Origin of the sequence: Arthrobacter burdickii (assembly GCF_030433645.1) — a bacterium.
In the GTDB taxonomy this organism is placed as follows: Bacteria; Actinomycetota; Actinomycetes; order Actinomycetales; family Micrococcaceae; genus Arthrobacter_D; species Arthrobacter_D burdickii.
This window is the reverse complement of sequence record NZ_JAROCG010000002.1, coordinates 400941-417796: the sequence shown is the minus strand read 5'-3', so window position 1 is coordinate 417796 and position 16856 is coordinate 400941. Positions and strand designations below refer to the sequence as shown.

The following is a 16856-nucleotide window of genomic DNA, read 5'->3' as shown; positions in this document are numbered from 1 at the left end:
TACTCACGAGGCCTACTCACGAGGCCTGTTCCTGAGGCCTGTTCCTGAGGCCCTATCTGAGGAAGAGCTTCCGCAGGCGCAGGGTCGTCAGCAGCATCCCCACGGCGATCATGACGAGGAAGTAGCTGAGGTGGAGGACGGCAGCCGGCGTGAACGAGGCGACGCTGATCTGGCGCAGCAGCTCGACGCCGTGCCACAGCGGCAGTGCCTGGATGAACCACTGGATGCCCTGCGGATAGACGCTGAGGGGGTAGAAGGTGGCGGAGAACAGGAACATCGGCAGCAGCACGAAGTTGACCCACTCCATCTGCTGGAAGGTCTTCATGAAGCTGGTGATCCCCATGCCGAAGGACGCGAAGCCGAACGCGATCACCACCGACGCCGGGATCACGAGCAGGGCCACCGGCGTGGTGATGAGCCCCATCAGCGCCATCACCGCGGTGAAGCCCGTGGCGTACAGGGCGCCGCGCAGGAGGGCCAGGAAGATCTCCCCGATGGCGACGTCCAGCGGGCCGAGCGAGGTGTAGAGCATGCCCTGGTACAGCTTCGCGAAGTTCATCTTGAAGAACACGTTCCACGTGCTGTCGTACACGGCGCCGTTCATGGCCGACACGGCGAGCAGTGCGGGCGCGATATAGGCCGCGTAGCTGATCTCCTCGCCGTTCGGTCCCGTGACCGTGCCGACCAGCGCACCGAGTCCCACTCCCATGGACAGGAGATAGAGGACCGGTTCGAAGAAGCCGGACACCATGATCAGCCAGTTGCTGCTGCGGGTGGCCAGGAGTCCGCGCGCTATGACGGCCCTCGCGTTGCGCGAGTACAGCGCGGCCATCGGCCGCTTCGATCCGCTGAGTGCGTAGTCCTTCGCGGTCAGCTGGACGCTCATCGGCCCAGCCTCCTCGCGTAGACGGTGCGGGCCCTGCGCAGGCCGACGACGGCGAGGACCACCAGGAACAGCACGTGGACGACGGCGAGCCCCGGCGGGATGTCGTACCCGTAGGTCAGCGCGCGGCCGAGTTCGGTCCCGTGCCACAACGGTGAGATCCAGCCGATCCAGCGCAGGAACAGCGGAAGGGTGTCGAGCGGGAAGAAGGTCCCCGAGAAGAGGAACAGGGGCGTCACGAGAAAGCGCATCACGAGCGCGAACTGTCCCCTGTCCTCCTCGATCCCGGCCGAATAGGCCATCAGCGGGAGGCCGAAGGCGAGTCCGCTGAGCACGGCCACCGGGACGGCGACCACGCCGGTGGCCGACGGGGATGCGCCGAATGCCGCGACGATGAGGAAGTAGATCAGGGTGGTGGCTGTCAGCCGGGCGGTGATGGCGATGATGTGCCCGTGGACGATCTGGTCGGTGCTGAGGGGCGAGGCGTGCGGACCGTAGTAGACCCGCCGCCACTTGAAGCCGTCCATCACGGGGTAGGTGAACTCGGTCGCCGCGGTCATGATGGTCGCCGATGCCAGCAGGGCCGGGGCGATGAACGCGAGGTAGCTGACGCCGCCGAAGGCACCGGCGGAGTTCTGGTCGACGAGCGTGGCGAGGCCCACCCCCATCGCGAAGAGGTACATGACCGGCGTACCAACGCTGGAGGCGAGCAGGGTCCAGCGGTAGCTGTTCATGGCGCGCAGGACGTGCTCGGCGTAGTACCAGGAGCCGAACCTCCGGGCGCGACGCGCGGACACCTCGGGCCGGTGCGCGGAGAGGCGGTACGGCGGGGTGGACTCCTGCAGGCGAGTGCCGGGTTCGTCAGTCAACGAGGCTCCGTCCGGTCAGGCGCAGGAAGACGTCCTCGAGGGAGGACCGCCGCACGAGGGACGTGATCGGCCGGAGCCCGCGGGAGTTGACCTCCTCCAGCGCCGCCTCGCCGTCGTGCGCGTAGATCAGGATGCGGTCGGGCAGCGGTTCGAGGCGCTCTCCGATGCCCTGCAGCTCGGCGGCGACGGTGGTGTTGCGTTCGGATCCGAAGCGCAGCTCGAGCACCTCGCGCGTCGAGTGTTCGCGGATGAGCTGTGCCGGCGACCCCTCGGCCATGATCCGGCCCTTGTCGACGACCACGAGGCGGTCGCAGAGCTGCTCCGCCTCGTCCATGTAGTGCGTGGTGAGGATGAGCGTCACGCCCGATTCCTTGAGGCGGAACAGGCGGTCCCACAGGATGTGGCGGGCCTGTGGATCGAGGCCGGTGGTGGGCTCGTCGAGCAGGAGGATCTTGGGCTCGTTGATGAGGGAGCGCGCGATGGTCAGGCGTCGCTTCATGCCGCCCGAGAGCGCATCCACCTTCGCCGCCGCCTTGTCCGTGAGCTGGGCGAACTCGAGCAACTCGTCGGCCTTGGGCTTCAGGTAGCTCATCGGCAGGCCGAAGTAGCGGCCGTAGACGAGGAGGTTGTCCCGCACCCGGAGTTCCTCGTCGAGGTTGTCCTGCTGCGGAACGACACCGAGGTGGGCGCGCACTTCGGGGCCGTGCTGCTCCGGGTCCAGGCCCATGATGGTGAGCTCGCCGGAGGTGCGCTGCGAGACGCCACCGATCATGCGCATGGTCGTCGACTTGCCGGCGCCGTTCGGGCCCAGGAGTCCGAAGGATTCGCCCGCCGGCACCTCGAAGGAGATCTTGTCGACAGCCCGGAAATCACCGTAGTGCTTGCTCAGCTTCCGGGCGGAGATCACCGGTGGTCCGGCGGGAATTATCGACACCCGCCCAGCCTAGGCGAGAACTCCCGGTGGGAGAATCCACCGGGAGTTCTCGGACGGGGTACGGCTAGGCGCGCGCCGCCTGGCGCTCGGCCGCCTCGACGACATTGGCCAGGAGCATGGCGCGCGTCATCGGCCCCACTCCTCCGGGATTGGGCGAGAGCCAGCTCGCCACCGACGCTGCCCCCGGGTCGACGTCGCCCGTGAGCTTCGCCTTGCCGGTGGCCGGATCCTCGACCCGGCTGACACCGACGTCGAGCACGATCGCGCCGGGCTTGAGCTGCTCGGCCTTGATCATGTGGGCGATGCCGGCAGCGGCGACGACGACGTCGGCCCGGCCGAGGTGGTCGGCGAGGTCGACCGTCCCGGTGTGCGCGAGGGTCACGGTCGCGTTGATCTGCTTGCGGGTCAGCAGCAGGCCCAGCGGACGCCCGACCGTCACGCCGCGTCCCACGACGAGCACGTTCCGGCCCTTGAGGTCGACGTCGTGGCGGAGCAGGAGCTCCACGATGCCGTGCGGGGTGCAGGGCAGGGGCGAATCCATCGGCGCGTTGACGTTCAGGACCAGCTTGCCCAGGTTGGTGGGATGCAGGCCGTCGGCGTCCTTCGCCGGGTCGATGCGGCCCAGGATGGCGTTCGTGTCGATATGCGCTGGAAGCGGGAGCTGCACGATGTAGCCCGTGGTGGTGGCGTCGTCGTTCAGTTCGTCGAGGACCGCTTCGAGCTCCTCCTGCGTGATCGTGTCCGGCAGGTCCCGGCGCACGGACGTGATGCCGACCTGCGCGCAGTCGCGGTGCTTGCCGGCGACGTAGGAATGACTGCCGGGATCGTCCCCGACGAGGACCGTCCCGAGGCCCGGTGTCACGCCTCGCTCGCGCAGTGCCGTCACGCGTTCGGCGAGCTCGGCCTTGATCTGCGCGGCGGTTGCCTTCCCGTCAAGAATGCGGGCTGTGGTCGTGCTCATGCGATTCGTCCTTCTCGGAGTGCTTGTCCAGTTGCTCGAGCAGGAATGCCTTGCCGCGGTCGCAGCAGCCGGTGAAGCAGCACTCCTCGGTGGGGATGTCGAAGCCGGTCGACGCCGCAGCCTTCGATCGAAGGGCGCCTGGCGGCAACGGCCCTACCACTCCTCCTGGCCCGGGTAGAGCGGGAAGTTCGCCGCGAGCGCGGAGACGCGGGCGCGCAGTGCCTCCACGTCGGGCGACGGCTTGAGCGCTGCGGCGATGATCTCGGCGACCTCCGTGAACTCGGCGGCGCCGAAACCGCGGGTGGCGAGCGCCGGGGTACCGATACGGAGACCGGAGGTGACCATCGGCGGACGGGGGTCGAACGGCACGGCATTGCGGTTGACCGTGATGCCCACGGAGTGCAGGACGTCCTCGGCCTGCTGGCCGTCCAGTGACGAGTGGCGCAGGTCCACCAGGACGAGGTGCACGTCGGTGCCCCCGGTGAGGACAGAGACGCCGTGCTCGGCGACGTCGGACGCGGTCAGTCGCTCGGCGATGATGCGGGCACCCTCGAGGACGCGCTCCTGGCGTTCCTTGAACTCGGGCGATCCGGCGATCTTGAACGCCGTGGCCTTGCCCGCGATGACATGCATCAGCGGTCCGCCCTGCTGCCCGGGGAAGACACTCGAGTTGAGCTTCTTGGCCCACTCCTGCTTGGCGAGGATGACGCCGGAGCGGGGTCCTGCGAGGGTCTTGTGCACGGTGGACGTGACGACGTCGGAGTGCGGGACGGGGCTGGGGTGCACGCCGGCGGCGACGAGGCCCGCGAAGTGGGCCATGTCCGTCCACAGGAGGGCGCCGACCTCGTCGGCGATGGACCGGAAGGCAGCGAAATCGAGCTGGCGCGGGTAGGCCGACCAGCCGGCGATGATCACCTGCGGCTTCTCGGCCAGGGCCTGCTCGCGGACGCGCTCCATGTCCAGGCGGTGCGTGTCCTCCTCGACGCCGTAGGCGGCGACCTCGTACAGCTTACCGGAGAAGTTGAGCTTCATGCCGTGCGTCAGGTGTCCGCCGTGCGCGAGGGACAGGCCCATGATCTTGTCGCCCGGCTTGATCATGGCGGCGAGCGCCGCGGCGTTGGCCTGGGCGCCGGAGTGGGGCTGGACGTTCGCGAACTCGGCGCCGAACAGTGCCTTGACGCGCTCGATCGCGAGGTTCTCCGCGACGTCGACGTGTTCGCACCCGCCGTAGTACCGGCGTCCGGGGTAGCCCTCGGCGTACTTGTTGGTCAGCACGCTGCCCTGCGCCTCGAGGACGGCGCGGGGTGCGAAGTTCTCCGAGGCGATCATCTCGAGGGTGTCGCGCTGCCGTGCGAGTTCGTCCCGGAGGACGGCGGCGATCTCCGGGTCCACCTCGGACAGCGGGGCGTTGGTGACGGAATCTGCGGCAGCGTGGGATGGAGCCATGGGCGACGTTGTCATCGGTTGATCCTTCTCTGGGTCTCGCGTCGAGGTCAGCTTGAGTCGCGGGCAGGATGCGGATCGACTGTCCGCGCCCGGCCGCTCGTGAAACGTGACCCGCGGCCCAGGCGTGCTATCCGTGGTCTGCACCGGAAGCACAGGACGCCCCGAAGGAGAGCCCTGGCCCCACGCCGCTTCCTGGTGGTTGCCCACCCTACGCCAGTCGCGACGCTCCCATGCTAGCCGTACCGCTGGCCGGGCCGCCACCGACGCCGCGGCATCCGGACCCGTGGACATCCACCCGTCCGCCCTGCCCGGGCAGCGACGGACGGGAGGGCGGAATACGGCGTTCGCGCGACGTGTTCGGAACAGGTGGGCCGCAGCTCCGAGAGTCGGGATCAGGGCCGGGGAAGGTCGGAAGATGCGCGGGTTGTCAGCAGGGCAGACCGGACAGGTTCTGGACGGACCGGTGCGCCGTGTTCGCGTCGTCGTGATCGGCGCCGGTCAGGCGGGGCTGAGCAGCGCGTACCACCTGAGGCGCCGGGGGCTCGAGCCGCACCGCGACTTCGTGGTCCTCGATGCGAATCCCGCCCCGGGGGGTGCCTGGCTGCACCGCTGGCCCGCCCTCACCTTCGACGCCGCCCACGCACTGCACGACCTCCCGGGCTTCCCGCTCGGTACGCCGGACCCCAAGGAGCCGGCGTCCTCCGTGGTGAACCGCTACTACGGGGCATTCGAGCGGGAGTTCGACCTCCCGGTGGTCCGCCCGGTCTCCGTGGTCCGCGTGGGCTCCGGATCCGACGAGGCGCCGGACCGCGAAGACCTGCACGCCCGGGACCTGCACGGCGGGGACCGCGGTCCCCTGCACGTGACCACCACGGGCGGCACCTGGGTGGCGGACGTCGTCATCAACGCGACCGGGACGTGGGACCGCCCGTACTGGCCCTACTACCGCGGCCGCGACGTCTTCGCGGGCCGCCAGCTGCACACACAGAACTACCGCTCGGCCGACGAGTTTCCGGGCCAGAGCGTCCTCGTCGTCGGCGGCGGGACGTCCGCGGTGCAGTTCCTGCTCCAGCTCCACGCAGCAGGCGCCAGGCCCCTCTGGTCGACACGGCGTCCTCCGGAATTCACCCGCCGGCCCTTCGACCCCGAATGGGGCCGGGAGGTCGAGGCGGAGGTGAATGCCAGGACGAGTGCGGGACTCCCGCCGGCCAGTGTCGTGTCGGTCACCGGCCTGTCCCTGACCCCGCAGTACCAGGCGGGCATCGATGCCGGCATCCTGGTGTCCCGGGGCCCCCTGGCCGAGCTGCGCGAGCGGTCCGCGGTCTTCGCCGACGGCTCCGAGGAGCCGGTCGACGCGGTCCTGTGGGCCACCGGCTTCCGGGCCGCCCTGGACCACCTGGCTCCGTTGCACCTCCGGGAGCCGGGCGGCGGCATCCGGATGGACGGCGTGCACGTGCTGAAGGAGCCGCGCCTCCTGCTCGTCGGCTACGGCGCGTCCGCGTCGACGCTCGGCGCCTCCCGGGCCGGCCGCGCCGCCGCAACCGCGGCCCTCGGCAGACTCCGGAGCATCGCGGACAGCGGGGCTACCGGTAATCTTGCCGGGTGACTTCCCCCGATGCGCCCCGCTCCTATTCCCTGACGCTGTCCTGCCCCGACCGGCCCGGCATCGTCCACGGCGTGAGCGGAGCACTGGTCGCGGTGGGGGCCAACATCACCGAATCGCAGCAGTACGGCAGCCCGGATACGGGCTCGTTCTTCATGCGGGTGGCGCTGAGCACGGCCTCCCCGGAGCAGGCCCTGCACTCGGCACTCGAGCCCGTCGCCGCTGAGTACGGGATGGAGTGGTCGCTGGTCGAGTCCGAGCGTCGCACCCGGACGCTCATCATGGTGTCGAAGGCCGCGCACTGCCTCAACGACCTCCTGTTCCAGCACCGTTCGGGTACGCTCGCCATCGACATCCCCGTCATCGTCTCCAACCACCGCGACCTCGAGGACCTCGCCGCCTTCTACGGCGTCGAGTTCCACTACATCCCCGTGACCCCGGAGACCAAGGACGACGCCGAGGACGCCCTGCGCGCCCTCATGGACCAGCACGACATCGAACTGGTGGTGCTCGCCCGCTACATGCAGATCCTCAGTGACACGCTCTGCGAGGACCTGCGGGGCCGGGCCATCAACATCCACCACTCGTTCCTGCCGTCCTTCAAGGGCGCCCGGCCGTACCACCAGGCCCACGCACGCGGCGTCAAACTGATCGGCGCGACCGCCCACTACGTCACGGCGGCCCTCGACGAAGGACCGATCATCGAGCAGGAGGTCATCCGCGTGGACCACGCCCGCACCGCCGACCAGCTGGCGTCGATCGGACGCGAGCTCGAGGGACGCGCACTGGTACAGGCCGTGCAGTGGTACGCGGAGCACCGCGTCCTCCTCGACGGGCGCCGCACCATCGTCTTCAACTGAGAGGGCGTCGCCTAGGCTGGCGCCATGGCACACCTGATCCCCTTCCGGGGCAACACCCCCGACATCAGCGATTCCGCATTCACGGCCCCGACGGCCTCCCTCATCGGTGAGGTGGCGCTGGGGCCCTTCGCCAGCGTCTTCTACGGCGCCACCGTCCGCGCGGACACCGCTCCCATCACCATCGGCGAGGGCACCAACCTGCAGGACAACGTGGTGGTGCACGCGGACCCGGGTCACCCGGCGAGGATCGGCGACCGCGTGAGCGTGGGGCACGGCGCCGTCGTCCACGGGTGCACCATCGAGGACGACTGCCTCATCGGCATGGGCGCGACGGTGCTGAACGGCGCCGTCGTCGGCTCCGGCTCCCTCGTCGCCGCGGGGGCCGTGGTCCTCGAAGGCATGGTCGTTCCTCCCCGTTCACTCGTCGCAGGAGTGCCCGCGAAAGTGCGCCGGGAACTCGACGACGACGAGGTCGCTGCCGTGAAGGCGAACGCCGATCGCTATCGGACCCTCGCACAGGAACATCGTCAAGCGTTAACTTCTTGACTACAAGGGAGCCCTACGGCACCCTTGAGATCATGCCCGTAGACTCCACCTCGACGGCGAGGACACGCTTGAGCGCCGCGCTCCCGAAGCCGGGCTCCCAATCCGCCCTGCGCGAGCAGAACCAGCAGCGGGTCATCGCGGCACTGATGAGCGGCGGCCCTCAGACGCAGGCCGAATTGTCGCGGCAGACCGGGCTGTCGACCGCCACGGTCTCCAACATCGTCAAGGTCATGGCGACCACGGGCATCGTCAGCACGGCGCCGACCACGAGTTCGGGCCGGCGCGCCCTCTCGGTGATCCTCAATGACAACGGACAGGTCGCGGCCGGCATCGACATCGGCCGCCGGCACCTCCGTGTCGTCCTTGCGAGCCCCAACTACCGGGTCGTCCAGGAAGCCTCCGTCGCACTCCCCCTCGGACACAGTGCCATGGAGGGACTGACGGCGGCCTCGGACCTCCTCGACTCGCTGCTCGAGAACGGCGGCATCAGCCGGCGCGCGCTCCTCGGCGCGGGCATCGGCATCCCGGGGCCCATCGACCGCCGGACCGGGACGGTGGTCCAGGGCGCCATCCTGCCCGAGTGGGTGGGCATCAACATCCACGAGACCTTCAGCGAACGGCTCCAGGTGCCCGTCTTCATCGACAACGACGCCAATCTGGGGGCGCTGGCGCAGGTGACCTGGGGTCCGCACAGTTCGGTCGACAACCTGATGTTCATGAAGGTGGGCTCCGGCATCGGGTCCGGCCTCGTGCTCAACGGAGCGCTCTACTACGGCAACGTCGGCGTCACCGGAGAACTGGGCCACACGACCATCAACGAGCACGGGGTGGTCTGCCGGTGCGGAAACCGCGGTTGCCTCGAGACGGTCGCGTCGACGTCGACGATGATCGAGCTGCTCAGCCGCGGCAGCAACGAGACCGTCGACACCCAGCGCATCATCGACTGGGCCCTGGCCGGCGATACGGCCGCTCTGCGCGTGATCGACGACGCCGGCGTCGCCATCGGCCGGGCGCTGGCCCACACGGCCAACCTCATCAACCCGGAGACCATCGTCATCGGGGGCCCGCTCACCAGCCTCGGGGACATCCTCCTTGAGCCCATCCGCCGCGGACTGGCCCGCCACGCCGTGCCCATCATCGGCGAGACGACGAACGTGTGCATGTCATCCCTCGGCGACCGCGCCGAGGCCCTGGGGGCCGCCGCCGTCGTCCTCGCCCAGCCCGGTTTGTCCCCGCGACTGGCCAGTTCCGCGTAACGTTCGCGTCTCTATTTCATGCGCTTTGCGTTCAACAGTTGACGACAAGGCGATATAGCGTGTTCAATTCTTTCGGGCCGTGGTTGGGCCTGCACCAAGACAACGCCGTCACCGCGGGAGGCTCCATGAATAACCACACCATCCTCGAGATGCGTTCCATCACCAAGGAATTCCCGGGAGTCAAAGCCCTCTCCGACGTATCCCTCGAAGTCCAGGCGGGCGAGATCCACGCCATCTGCGGGGAGAACGGCGCCGGCAAGTCCACGCTCATGAAGGTCCTCTCGGGGCTCTACCCCCACGGTGACTACACCGGCCAGATCTTCTTCCAGGGCAAGGAGGTCCAGTTCAAGGACATCCGGTCCAGCGAGGCGGCGGGCATCGTCATCATCCACCAGGAACTCGCGCTCATCCCGGAACTCTCGATCGCCGAGAACATCTTCCTCGGCAACGAGCCCACCCGCTTCGGCGTCATCGACTGGGACTACGTCAACCGCACCACGCTGGAGCTCATGGCCCGCGTGGGCCTCAGCGAGGACCCGATCACCAAGGTCAAGGACATCGGCGTCGGCAAGCAGCAGCTCGTCGAGATCGCGAAGGCGCTCAACAAGTCCGTGAAGCTGCTGATCCTCGACGAGCCCACGGCGGCGCTCAACGAATCCGACTCCCAGCACCTGCTGGACCTGATGTCGGGCCTGCGCTCCAAGGGAATCTCGTGCATCATGATCTCGCACAAGCTCAACGAGATCGAGCAGATCGCCGACTCGATCACCATCATCCGCGACGGCAAATCGATCGAGACGCTGCACGTCAAGAACGACGGCGTCGACGAGGACCGCATCATCCGCGGCATGGTGGGCCGGTCGCTCGAATCGCGTTTCCCCGAGCACACGCCGAAGATCGGCGAGACGTTCTTCGAGGTCCGCAACTGGACGGTCGGCCACCCCACGGTCTCCGACCGCCTCGTCTGCAAGAACTCGAGCTTCCACGTGCGCCGGGGTGAGATCGTCGGTTTCGCCGGCCTCATGGGGGCGGGGCGGACGGAACTTGCGCGCTCCGTGTTCGGCCGGTCCTACGGCAACTTCAAGTCCGGGCAGATCTTCATCAACGGCAAGGAGGTCACGCTCCGCTCGGTGCCGCAGGCGATCAGCGCCGGCCTCGCGTACGTGACCGAGGACCGCAAGTCGCTCGGGCTGAACCTGCTCGACGACATCAAGTCCACCACGGTGTCCGCCGACCTGAAGAAGATCACCCGCGGACTCGTCGTCGACAAGGACGAGGAGTTCCGCGTCGCGGAGGAGTACCGGAAGTCGCTGCGCACCAAGACGCCGAGCGTCAACGAGGGCGTAGCGAAGCTCTCCGGCGGCAACCAGCAGAAGGTGGTCCTGTCCAAGTGGATGTTCACCGATCCCGAACTCCTGATCCTCGACGAGCCCACGCGCGGCATCGACGTCGGTGCGAAGTACGAGATCTACGGCATCATCCAGAAGCTCGCAGACCAGGGGAAGGGCGTCATCGTCATCTCCTCGGAACTGCCCGAACTGCTCGGCCTCTCGGATCGGATCTACACGATCTTCGAGGGCGCGATCACGGGAGAAGTCACCCGCGACGACGCGAACCAGGAATCCCTGATGAAACTCATGACCGCCAGCAGGAAATCTGCCTGACCGTAGCTCCCTAGGAAAGACACCATGAATTCCCTCAAACAAATCTTCGGCGGAGACACCCGCCAGTTCGGGATGATCTTCGCCCTGGTCGCGCTTGTCGTGTTCTTCCAGTGGCGCACGGGCGGCAAGACGCTCACGTCCGTGAACATGATGAACCTCTTCAACGGCAACTCGTACATCCTGATCCTGGCCATCGGCATGGTGCTCGTGATCATCGCCGGCCACATCGACCTCTCGGTCGGTTCGGTCGCGGCGTTCGTCGGCATCGTGGTCGCGATCGCCATGCGGGACTGGGGCATCCCCTGGTACCTCGGCGCACTGCTCGGCCTCGTCCTCGGTGCGCTCATCGGGGCCTGGCACGGTTTCTGGGTCGCGTACGTGGGCATACCGGCCTTCATCGTCACCCTGGCCGGCATGCTCCTGTTCCGCGGCGCCAACCAGTCCGTCGGCAACTCCCTTACCGTCCCGGTGCCCGAAGGATTCCGCTACCTCGGCGCCGGCTACCTCCCCGAGGTCGGCCCCAACACCGGCTACAACAACATCACGCTGCTGATGGGCCTGGCCCTGGTGGCGTTCGTGATCTACAGCGAATTCCGCAACCGCCGCAAGCTGGCCAGGATCAACGCCGACCTGCCCCCCACCTGGGTTCCGGTCACCAAGGTCGTCCTGCTCTCCGCCGTCATCCTCTACGCGACCTACCTGTTCGCGACCGGCCGCCCCGGCACCTCGTTCCCCGTTCCCGGCCTGATCCTCGGCATCCTCGTGATCATCTACGCGTTCATCTCGAACAAGACGATCCTCGGACGCCATGTCTATGCCGTTGGCGGCAACCGCCACGCGGCCGAGCTGTCCGGTGTGCAGAGCAAGCGCGTGAACTTCATGGTCATGATGAACATGTCCATCCTCGCCGCCCTCGCCGGCATGATCTTCGTCGGCCGCTCGACGGCGTCGGGCCCTTCCGACGGCGTCGGCTGGGAACTGGACGCCATCGCGGCCGTCTTCATCGGTGGCGCAGCCGTCACCGGTGGCGTCGGCACCGTGGTCGGATCCATCATCGGCGGCCTCGTCATGGCCGTCCTCAACAACGGCCTCCAGCTGCTCGGCGCCGGCGCCGACGACACCCAGATCATCAAGGGAGTCGTCCTGCTCGTCGCCGTCGCCTTCGATGTCTACAACAAGAGCCAGGGCAAGCCGTCAATCATAGGCATGCTCACCCGGAACTTCGGCGGAGGCAGTGGCGGCGGCAAGACGCCCACTCCCACCCCGCAACCCGCTCCCACCGAGCAGGCTGTCGGGACGAAGGAAGTCATCTCCCACGAAGTCTGACAGCCGGGACACCCCGGCTCCAACGCCCCACACCACCCCGAAGCAAGAGCAACAGAAAGAGAACGAGAATGCGTAAGTTCGCAAAGTCCTTCGCAGCCATCGCTGCGATATCAGCGCTGGCGCTGACAGGATGCGGTCGCGAAGAAGCGACCCCCGCAGCCGAGGGCAGCGGCGCTGCCACCTCCGGTTTCGAGAAAGGGTCGGCCATCGGCGTCGCACTGCCGCAGAAGACGTCGGAGAACTGGGTACTCGCCGAAAAGCTCTTCAACGACGACCTGACCGAGGCCGGCTACGAGCCGGACGTGCAGTTCGCCAACGGCGGCGTCTCCGAGCAGCAGAACCAGATCAGCTCGATGATCACCAACGGCGTGAAGGTCCTCGTCGTGGGCGCCATCGACAGCGCGCAGCTCGGCACCCAGCTGCAGCAGGCTGCCGACGCCGGCATCACGATCATCGCCTACGACCGCCTCCTGACCAACACGGAGAACGTCGACTACTACGTGGCGTACGACAACTTCCAGGTCGGCGAGCTCCAGGGCCAGGCCCTCCTCGACGGCATGAAGGCCGCCAAGCCCGAGGGCCCGTACAACGTCGAGCTCTTCGCAGGATCGCCTGACGACGCCAACGCGAAGGTCTTCTTCGACGGCGCCATGAGCATCCTCCAGCCCGAGATCGACAACGGCAACCTCGTCGTCGTCTCCGGCCAGAAGACCTTCGACCAGGCCGTCACCCAGGGCTGGAAGGCCGAGAACGCCCAGAAGCGCATGGACACCCTGCTCTCCGGCAACTACAGCTCCGAAGAACTCGACGGCGTCCTCTCCCCCAACGACACACTCGCCCGTGCGATCCTGACGTCGGTCGAGGGTGCCGGTAAGGCCATCCCGGTCGTCACCGGCCAGGATTCCGAGGTCGAGTCCGTGAAGTCCATCATGGCGGGCAAGCAGTACTCCACGATCAACAAGGACACGCGCGCGCTCGTCGAGCACGTCATCGAGATGGTCGGCAACCTCCAGGCCGGCGAGGAGCCCGAGATCAACGATCCCGACTCCTACAACAACGGCGTGAAGACCGTTCCCGCCTACCTCCTCGATCCGCAGATCGTGACCAAGGAGAATGCAGCGGAAGCGTACGCGAACGACCCCACGCTGTCCGCTCTCACCAAGTAGCACCACGCCGGACTCCTCCGGCAGCAGGACCAGAAGCGCCCCGGCTCCGGCCGGGGCGCTTCGTCGTTCAGCTGCAGGGTTCGGTGTAACGCTCGTGCACGCGATGGACGCGGGACTCCACAGCGGCAAGGATGGGATCATGAACCTCCCGAACCGCATTGCCGTTCCCCCCTGCGCCGAAGCAGGAGCTCCCAGCCCGATCGTGGCCACAGGCCGTCCACTGAAGTGGGGCGTGATCGCCACGGGCGGCATCGCCGCAAAGGTCACGCAGGACATCGCCCTGCTCGAGGACGCCGTCCTCCACGCGGTCAGTTCCCGCAGCGCGGACAGTGCCGCCGCCTTCGCCGAGCGCTTCGGATTCGCCACGAGCTACGGGAACGACGGCGGTGTGACCGGCTACCAGCAGCTCGTGGACGATCCCGAAGTGGACGTCGTCTACATCACGACGCCGCACGCCCAGCACTACGACGTGGCCAAGGCGGCGCTGACCGGCGGCAAGCACGTGCTGTGCGAGAAGCCGTTCACCATCAATGCCGCCGAGGCGGAAGAACTCGCGGGGCTGGCGGGTGAGCGTGACCTGTTCCTCATGGAAGCAGTGTGGACGCGCTTCTTGCCGAGCATCAACCGTGCGTGGGAGATCATCCACTCCGGCGAACTAGGAGACATCCGATGGGTGCAGGGCGACCTGGGATTCCCTGCGCCGGAAGACCCCGCGAGCCGTCTCTGGGACCCGAAGGCCGGTGGCGGTGCCCTGATGGACCTTACCGTCTACCCGCTCACCTGGGCCCTGGGCTCCCTCGGGTTCCCGGACTCCGTCGTTGCCGTCGGAACGCTCAACAGCGACGGCGTCGACCTGCAGAACGCAGTGACCCTGAGCTATGAGGGCGGCGCATACGCCCAGCTGTCGTCGTCGCTCATCGCCTCATGCCCGGGCCAGGCGACGGTCAGCGGTTCGAAGGGCTGGCTGAAGACCGGAGGCGGCAACCTCCACAATCCGAAGGAACTGACCATCAGGATCGGCCAGGACGACGCCCGGGTGGAGCGTTTCGAGCAGGTCGGCGAGGGGTACACCTACGAATTGCGCGAGGTCACGCGCTGCATCCAGCAGGGACTGACCGAGAGCCCCACCATGCCGGTCGGCGACACCGTCAAGACCATGCAGTTGCTCGACGGCGTGCGGGGGCAGATCGGCCTGCGCTACGCGAACGACGACGCCGCCGCCTGACCGGTTCCCCTCCACCTCCCAGCTCCTCCCCCGGTTCGTCCCGTGCTGAAGGACGGGTCCCCCGCGGCTTCTGCCGCGGGAGACCCGTCCTTTTCCGTTTCCGGGAGGCTACAGGGCTAGGCGACTGCCTTCGGCCGGCGGGCGACCAGCAGGCCAACCGCTCCGCTGAGGACCAGGAGTACACCGGACAGCAGGACCTGCTGCTGGTCGAAGCCCGTGGAGGCGAGTGTGCTCGGCGTCGATGACCCGGAGGCAGCAGGAACCGCTGCGGGAGCGGCCGCCTTCACCGTCGTGATTGCGAGCGAGACCCTACCGGTGCTGATGTCGGCGCTGACGCCGGTGCTTGCGCCGGTGCTGAGGCCGGGGTTGCCGGCCGGGTTGATACCGACGGATGTGCCGATGGGCGTGCCCGCCAAACCACCATTGTCCGAGCCACCAACGTTGGATCCATCGGTGTCCGCCCCGCCGTTACCGCCCGAGGCAGGCGCCTCAGGACCGGTCGGGGTCGCAGGCGTCCCAGGCGTAGTCGGCGTCGCAGGCGTAGTCGGCGTAGTCGGCGTCGCAGGCGTCGCAGGCGTAGTCGGCGTCGCAGGCGTAGTCGGCGTCGCAGGCGTAGTCGGCGTCGCAGGCGTAGTCGGCGTCGCAGGCGTAGTCGGCGTCGCAGGCGTAGTCGGCGTCGCAGGCGTAGTCGGCGTCGCAGGCGTAGTCGGCGTCGCAGGATCGGTCGGAGCCGCAGGATCGGTCGGAGCCGCAGGATTTGCGGCGGCACAGTCGGTGCTGGTGCCGCCGATCAGGGCGACTCCGTTGCAGCCGACGGTCACCGGAACCACGATCTCAGGCGAGACCACGTTCCCGTCCAGGATGCCACCGTCCAGCACGCCGCCGTCGAGGACGCCGCCCTCGACGGAACCGTTGGTGTCGCCGTCGGTCGAACCGCCCGCGCTGCCACCGCTCGTTCCACCGGTCGCACCCGTCGTGCAATCCGACGCGCTGTCACCGATCAGGGCCACGGTGTTGCAGCCGACATTCACCGGCACCACGACCTCCGGCGAGACCACGTTCCCGCCCAGGATGTCGCCGTCCAGCACGCCGCCTGTGGAACCGTCGGTGGAACCTGTGGTCGAACCGCCCGTGCTGCCACCGGTGGCTTCACCGGTCGCACCCGAATCACCCGTCGAGGACGAATCCCCCACCACCGACACCGAGTTCCCGGAGACGTTCACCGGAGCCACGACCTCAGGCGAGACCACGTTCCTGTCGAGGATGCCGCCGTCCAGCAGCCCGCCATCAGAAGAGCCTGCGGTCGAACCACCCGTGCTGCCACCGGTGGCTTCACCGGTCGCACCCGAATCACCCGTCGAGGACGAATCCCCCACCACCGACACCGAGTTCCCGGAGAGGTTCACCGGAGCCACGACTTCGGGTGAGACCACGTTCCCGTCGAGGATGTCGCCGTCCAGCACGCCGCCTGTGGAACCGTCGGTGGAACCTGCGGTCGAACCACCCGTGCTGCCACCGGTGGCTTCACCGGTCACACCCGAATCACCAGTCGAGGACGAATCCCCCACCACCGACACCGAGTTCCCGGAGACGTTCACCGGAACCACGACTTCGGGCGAGACCACGTTCCCGTCGAGTGCCCCGCCATCGGTCGATGCCGGCACGGTGCCGCTCGGATCGGCGGCGGTCGTGCCCGTAGCACCCGATGTTCCGGTGGAGGACGAGTCCCCTATCACCGACACCGAGTTCCCGGACACGTTCACCGGTACGGCGATTTGCGGTGCGACGTGATCAGCATTCGCCACTCCGCCGTCGAGCAGGCCGAGGGTGGGGGAACCGCCCAGCAGGCCGTCGCCGGAACCAGTTCCGGCGACGAGATCGAGCGAGGCGTCGAGGGAGACAACGGCCTCCTCAATGCTCGACCCGCTCGTCGTTCCGGACGCAAGGGGCGCGGTGATGATGGCGCCGAGGCCCGAAGCAGCCTCTGCATCCGATGTCGTTGACAGGTCCGCAGCTGTCGCCGCCCCTGCTCCGAGGACTACGAGGCCCCCGGCTAGGAGGACGCCGTAGAGCCCTCGCTGCACGCATGTACGCATGATGTTCTCCTGTAGATCAAA

Annotated in this window: 15 protein-coding genes; 8 read left to right on the top strand and 7 right to left on the bottom strand. The window is 67.8% G+C overall.

Annotation, left to right across the window (positions count from 1 at the left end):
- Positions 1–52: 52 nt before the first annotated feature.
- From P5G52_RS16505 to glyA, 6 genes are all read right to left on the bottom strand, one after another.
- Positions 53–886, bottom strand: coding sequence for an ABC transporter permease (locus P5G52_RS16505; protein WP_435868711.1), 834 nt, complete (start codon positions 884–886; stop codon positions 53–55).
- A complete protein-coding gene (locus P5G52_RS16500; RefSeq protein ID WP_301229531.1) occupies positions 883–1752 on the bottom strand; it encodes an ABC transporter permease in 870 nt (289 codons plus the stop codon). Before P5G52_RS16500 ends, P5G52_RS16505 begins: the two co-directional genes overlap by 4 nt.
- Positions 1745–2686 (bottom strand): ABC transporter ATP-binding protein, encoded by a 942-nt coding sequence (locus tag P5G52_RS16495; protein ID WP_301229529.1) that lies wholly within the window; start codon positions 2684–2686, stop codon positions 1745–1747. Before P5G52_RS16495 ends, P5G52_RS16500 begins: the two co-directional genes overlap by 8 nt.
- 64 nt (positions 2687–2750) lie before the next feature.
- Complete coding sequence (locus P5G52_RS16490; RefSeq protein ID WP_301229527.1) at positions 2751–3647, bottom strand: bifunctional methylenetetrahydrofolate dehydrogenase/methenyltetrahydrofolate cyclohydrolase; 897 nt, start codon at positions 3645–3647, stop codon at positions 2751–2753.
- Entirely contained in the window at positions 3619–3795 is a 177-nt protein-coding gene (locus P5G52_RS16485) for a hypothetical protein (RefSeq protein WP_301229525.1), read from the bottom strand. The genes P5G52_RS16490 and P5G52_RS16485 overlap by 29 nt, the downstream gene beginning before the upstream one ends.
- Positions 3796–3800: 5 nt before the next feature.
- On the bottom strand, positions 3801–5108 hold the full coding sequence (gene glyA / locus P5G52_RS16480; RefSeq protein WP_301229523.1) for a serine hydroxymethyltransferase: 1308 nt from the start codon (positions 5106–5108) through the stop codon (positions 3801–3803).
- A gap of 400 nt (positions 5109–5508) precedes the next feature.
- Between glyA and P5G52_RS16475 the strand changes: the two genes are divergently transcribed.
- From P5G52_RS16475 to P5G52_RS16440, 8 genes are all read left to right on the top strand, one after another.
- Complete coding sequence (locus tag P5G52_RS16475; RefSeq protein ID WP_301229521.1) at positions 5509–6699, top strand: FAD-dependent oxidoreductase; 1191 nt, start codon at positions 5509–5511, stop codon at positions 6697–6699.
- Positions 6696–7556 (top strand): formyltetrahydrofolate deformylase, encoded by an 861-nt coding sequence (gene purU, locus P5G52_RS16470; protein ID WP_301229519.1) that lies wholly within the window; start codon positions 6696–6698, stop codon positions 7554–7556. The genes P5G52_RS16475 and purU overlap by 4 nt, the downstream gene beginning before the upstream one ends.
- Before the next feature lie 24 nt (positions 7557–7580).
- On the top strand, positions 7581–8102 hold the full coding sequence (locus P5G52_RS16465; protein WP_301229516.1) for a gamma carbonic anhydrase family protein: 522 nt from the start codon (positions 7581–7583) through the stop codon (positions 8100–8102).
- Between the two features lie 32 nt (positions 8103–8134).
- Complete coding sequence (locus P5G52_RS16460; RefSeq protein ID WP_301230176.1) at positions 8135–9358, top strand: ROK family transcriptional regulator; 1224 nt, start codon at positions 8135–8137, stop codon at positions 9356–9358.
- Between the two features lie 125 nt (positions 9359–9483).
- Positions 9484–11022, top strand: a complete 1539-nt coding sequence (gene mmsA, locus P5G52_RS16455) for a multiple monosaccharide ABC transporter ATP-binding protein (RefSeq protein WP_301229514.1) — start codon at positions 9484–9486, stop codon at positions 11020–11022.
- 24 nt (positions 11023–11046) lie between these two features.
- Positions 11047–12348 carry a multiple monosaccharide ABC transporter permease gene (mmsB, locus tag P5G52_RS16450; protein ID WP_301229512.1) on the top strand — a complete coding sequence of 434 codons (1302 nt, stop codon included), beginning with the start codon at positions 11047–11049 and terminating at the stop codon, positions 12346–12348.
- 68 nt (positions 12349–12416) lie between these two features.
- The gene (locus tag P5G52_RS16445; RefSeq protein WP_301229510.1) at positions 12417–13514 is read left to right on the top strand and encodes a substrate-binding domain-containing protein; all 1098 of its coding nucleotides are present in this window, start codon (positions 12417–12419) and stop codon (positions 13512–13514) included.
- Between the two features lie 139 nt (positions 13515–13653).
- Complete coding sequence (locus P5G52_RS16440) at positions 13654–14739, top strand: Gfo/Idh/MocA family protein (protein WP_301229508.1); 1086 nt, start codon at positions 13654–13656, stop codon at positions 14737–14739.
- Positions 14740–14855: 116 nt separating this feature from the next.
- On the opposite strand, the gene P5G52_RS16435 is transcribed toward P5G52_RS16440, so the two are convergent.
- Positions 14856–16835: a hypothetical protein gene (locus P5G52_RS16435; RefSeq protein WP_301229506.1), complete on the bottom strand. Its 1980-nt coding sequence runs from the start codon at positions 16833–16835 to the stop codon at positions 14856–14858.
- Between the last annotated feature and the right edge of the window lie 21 nt (positions 16836–16856).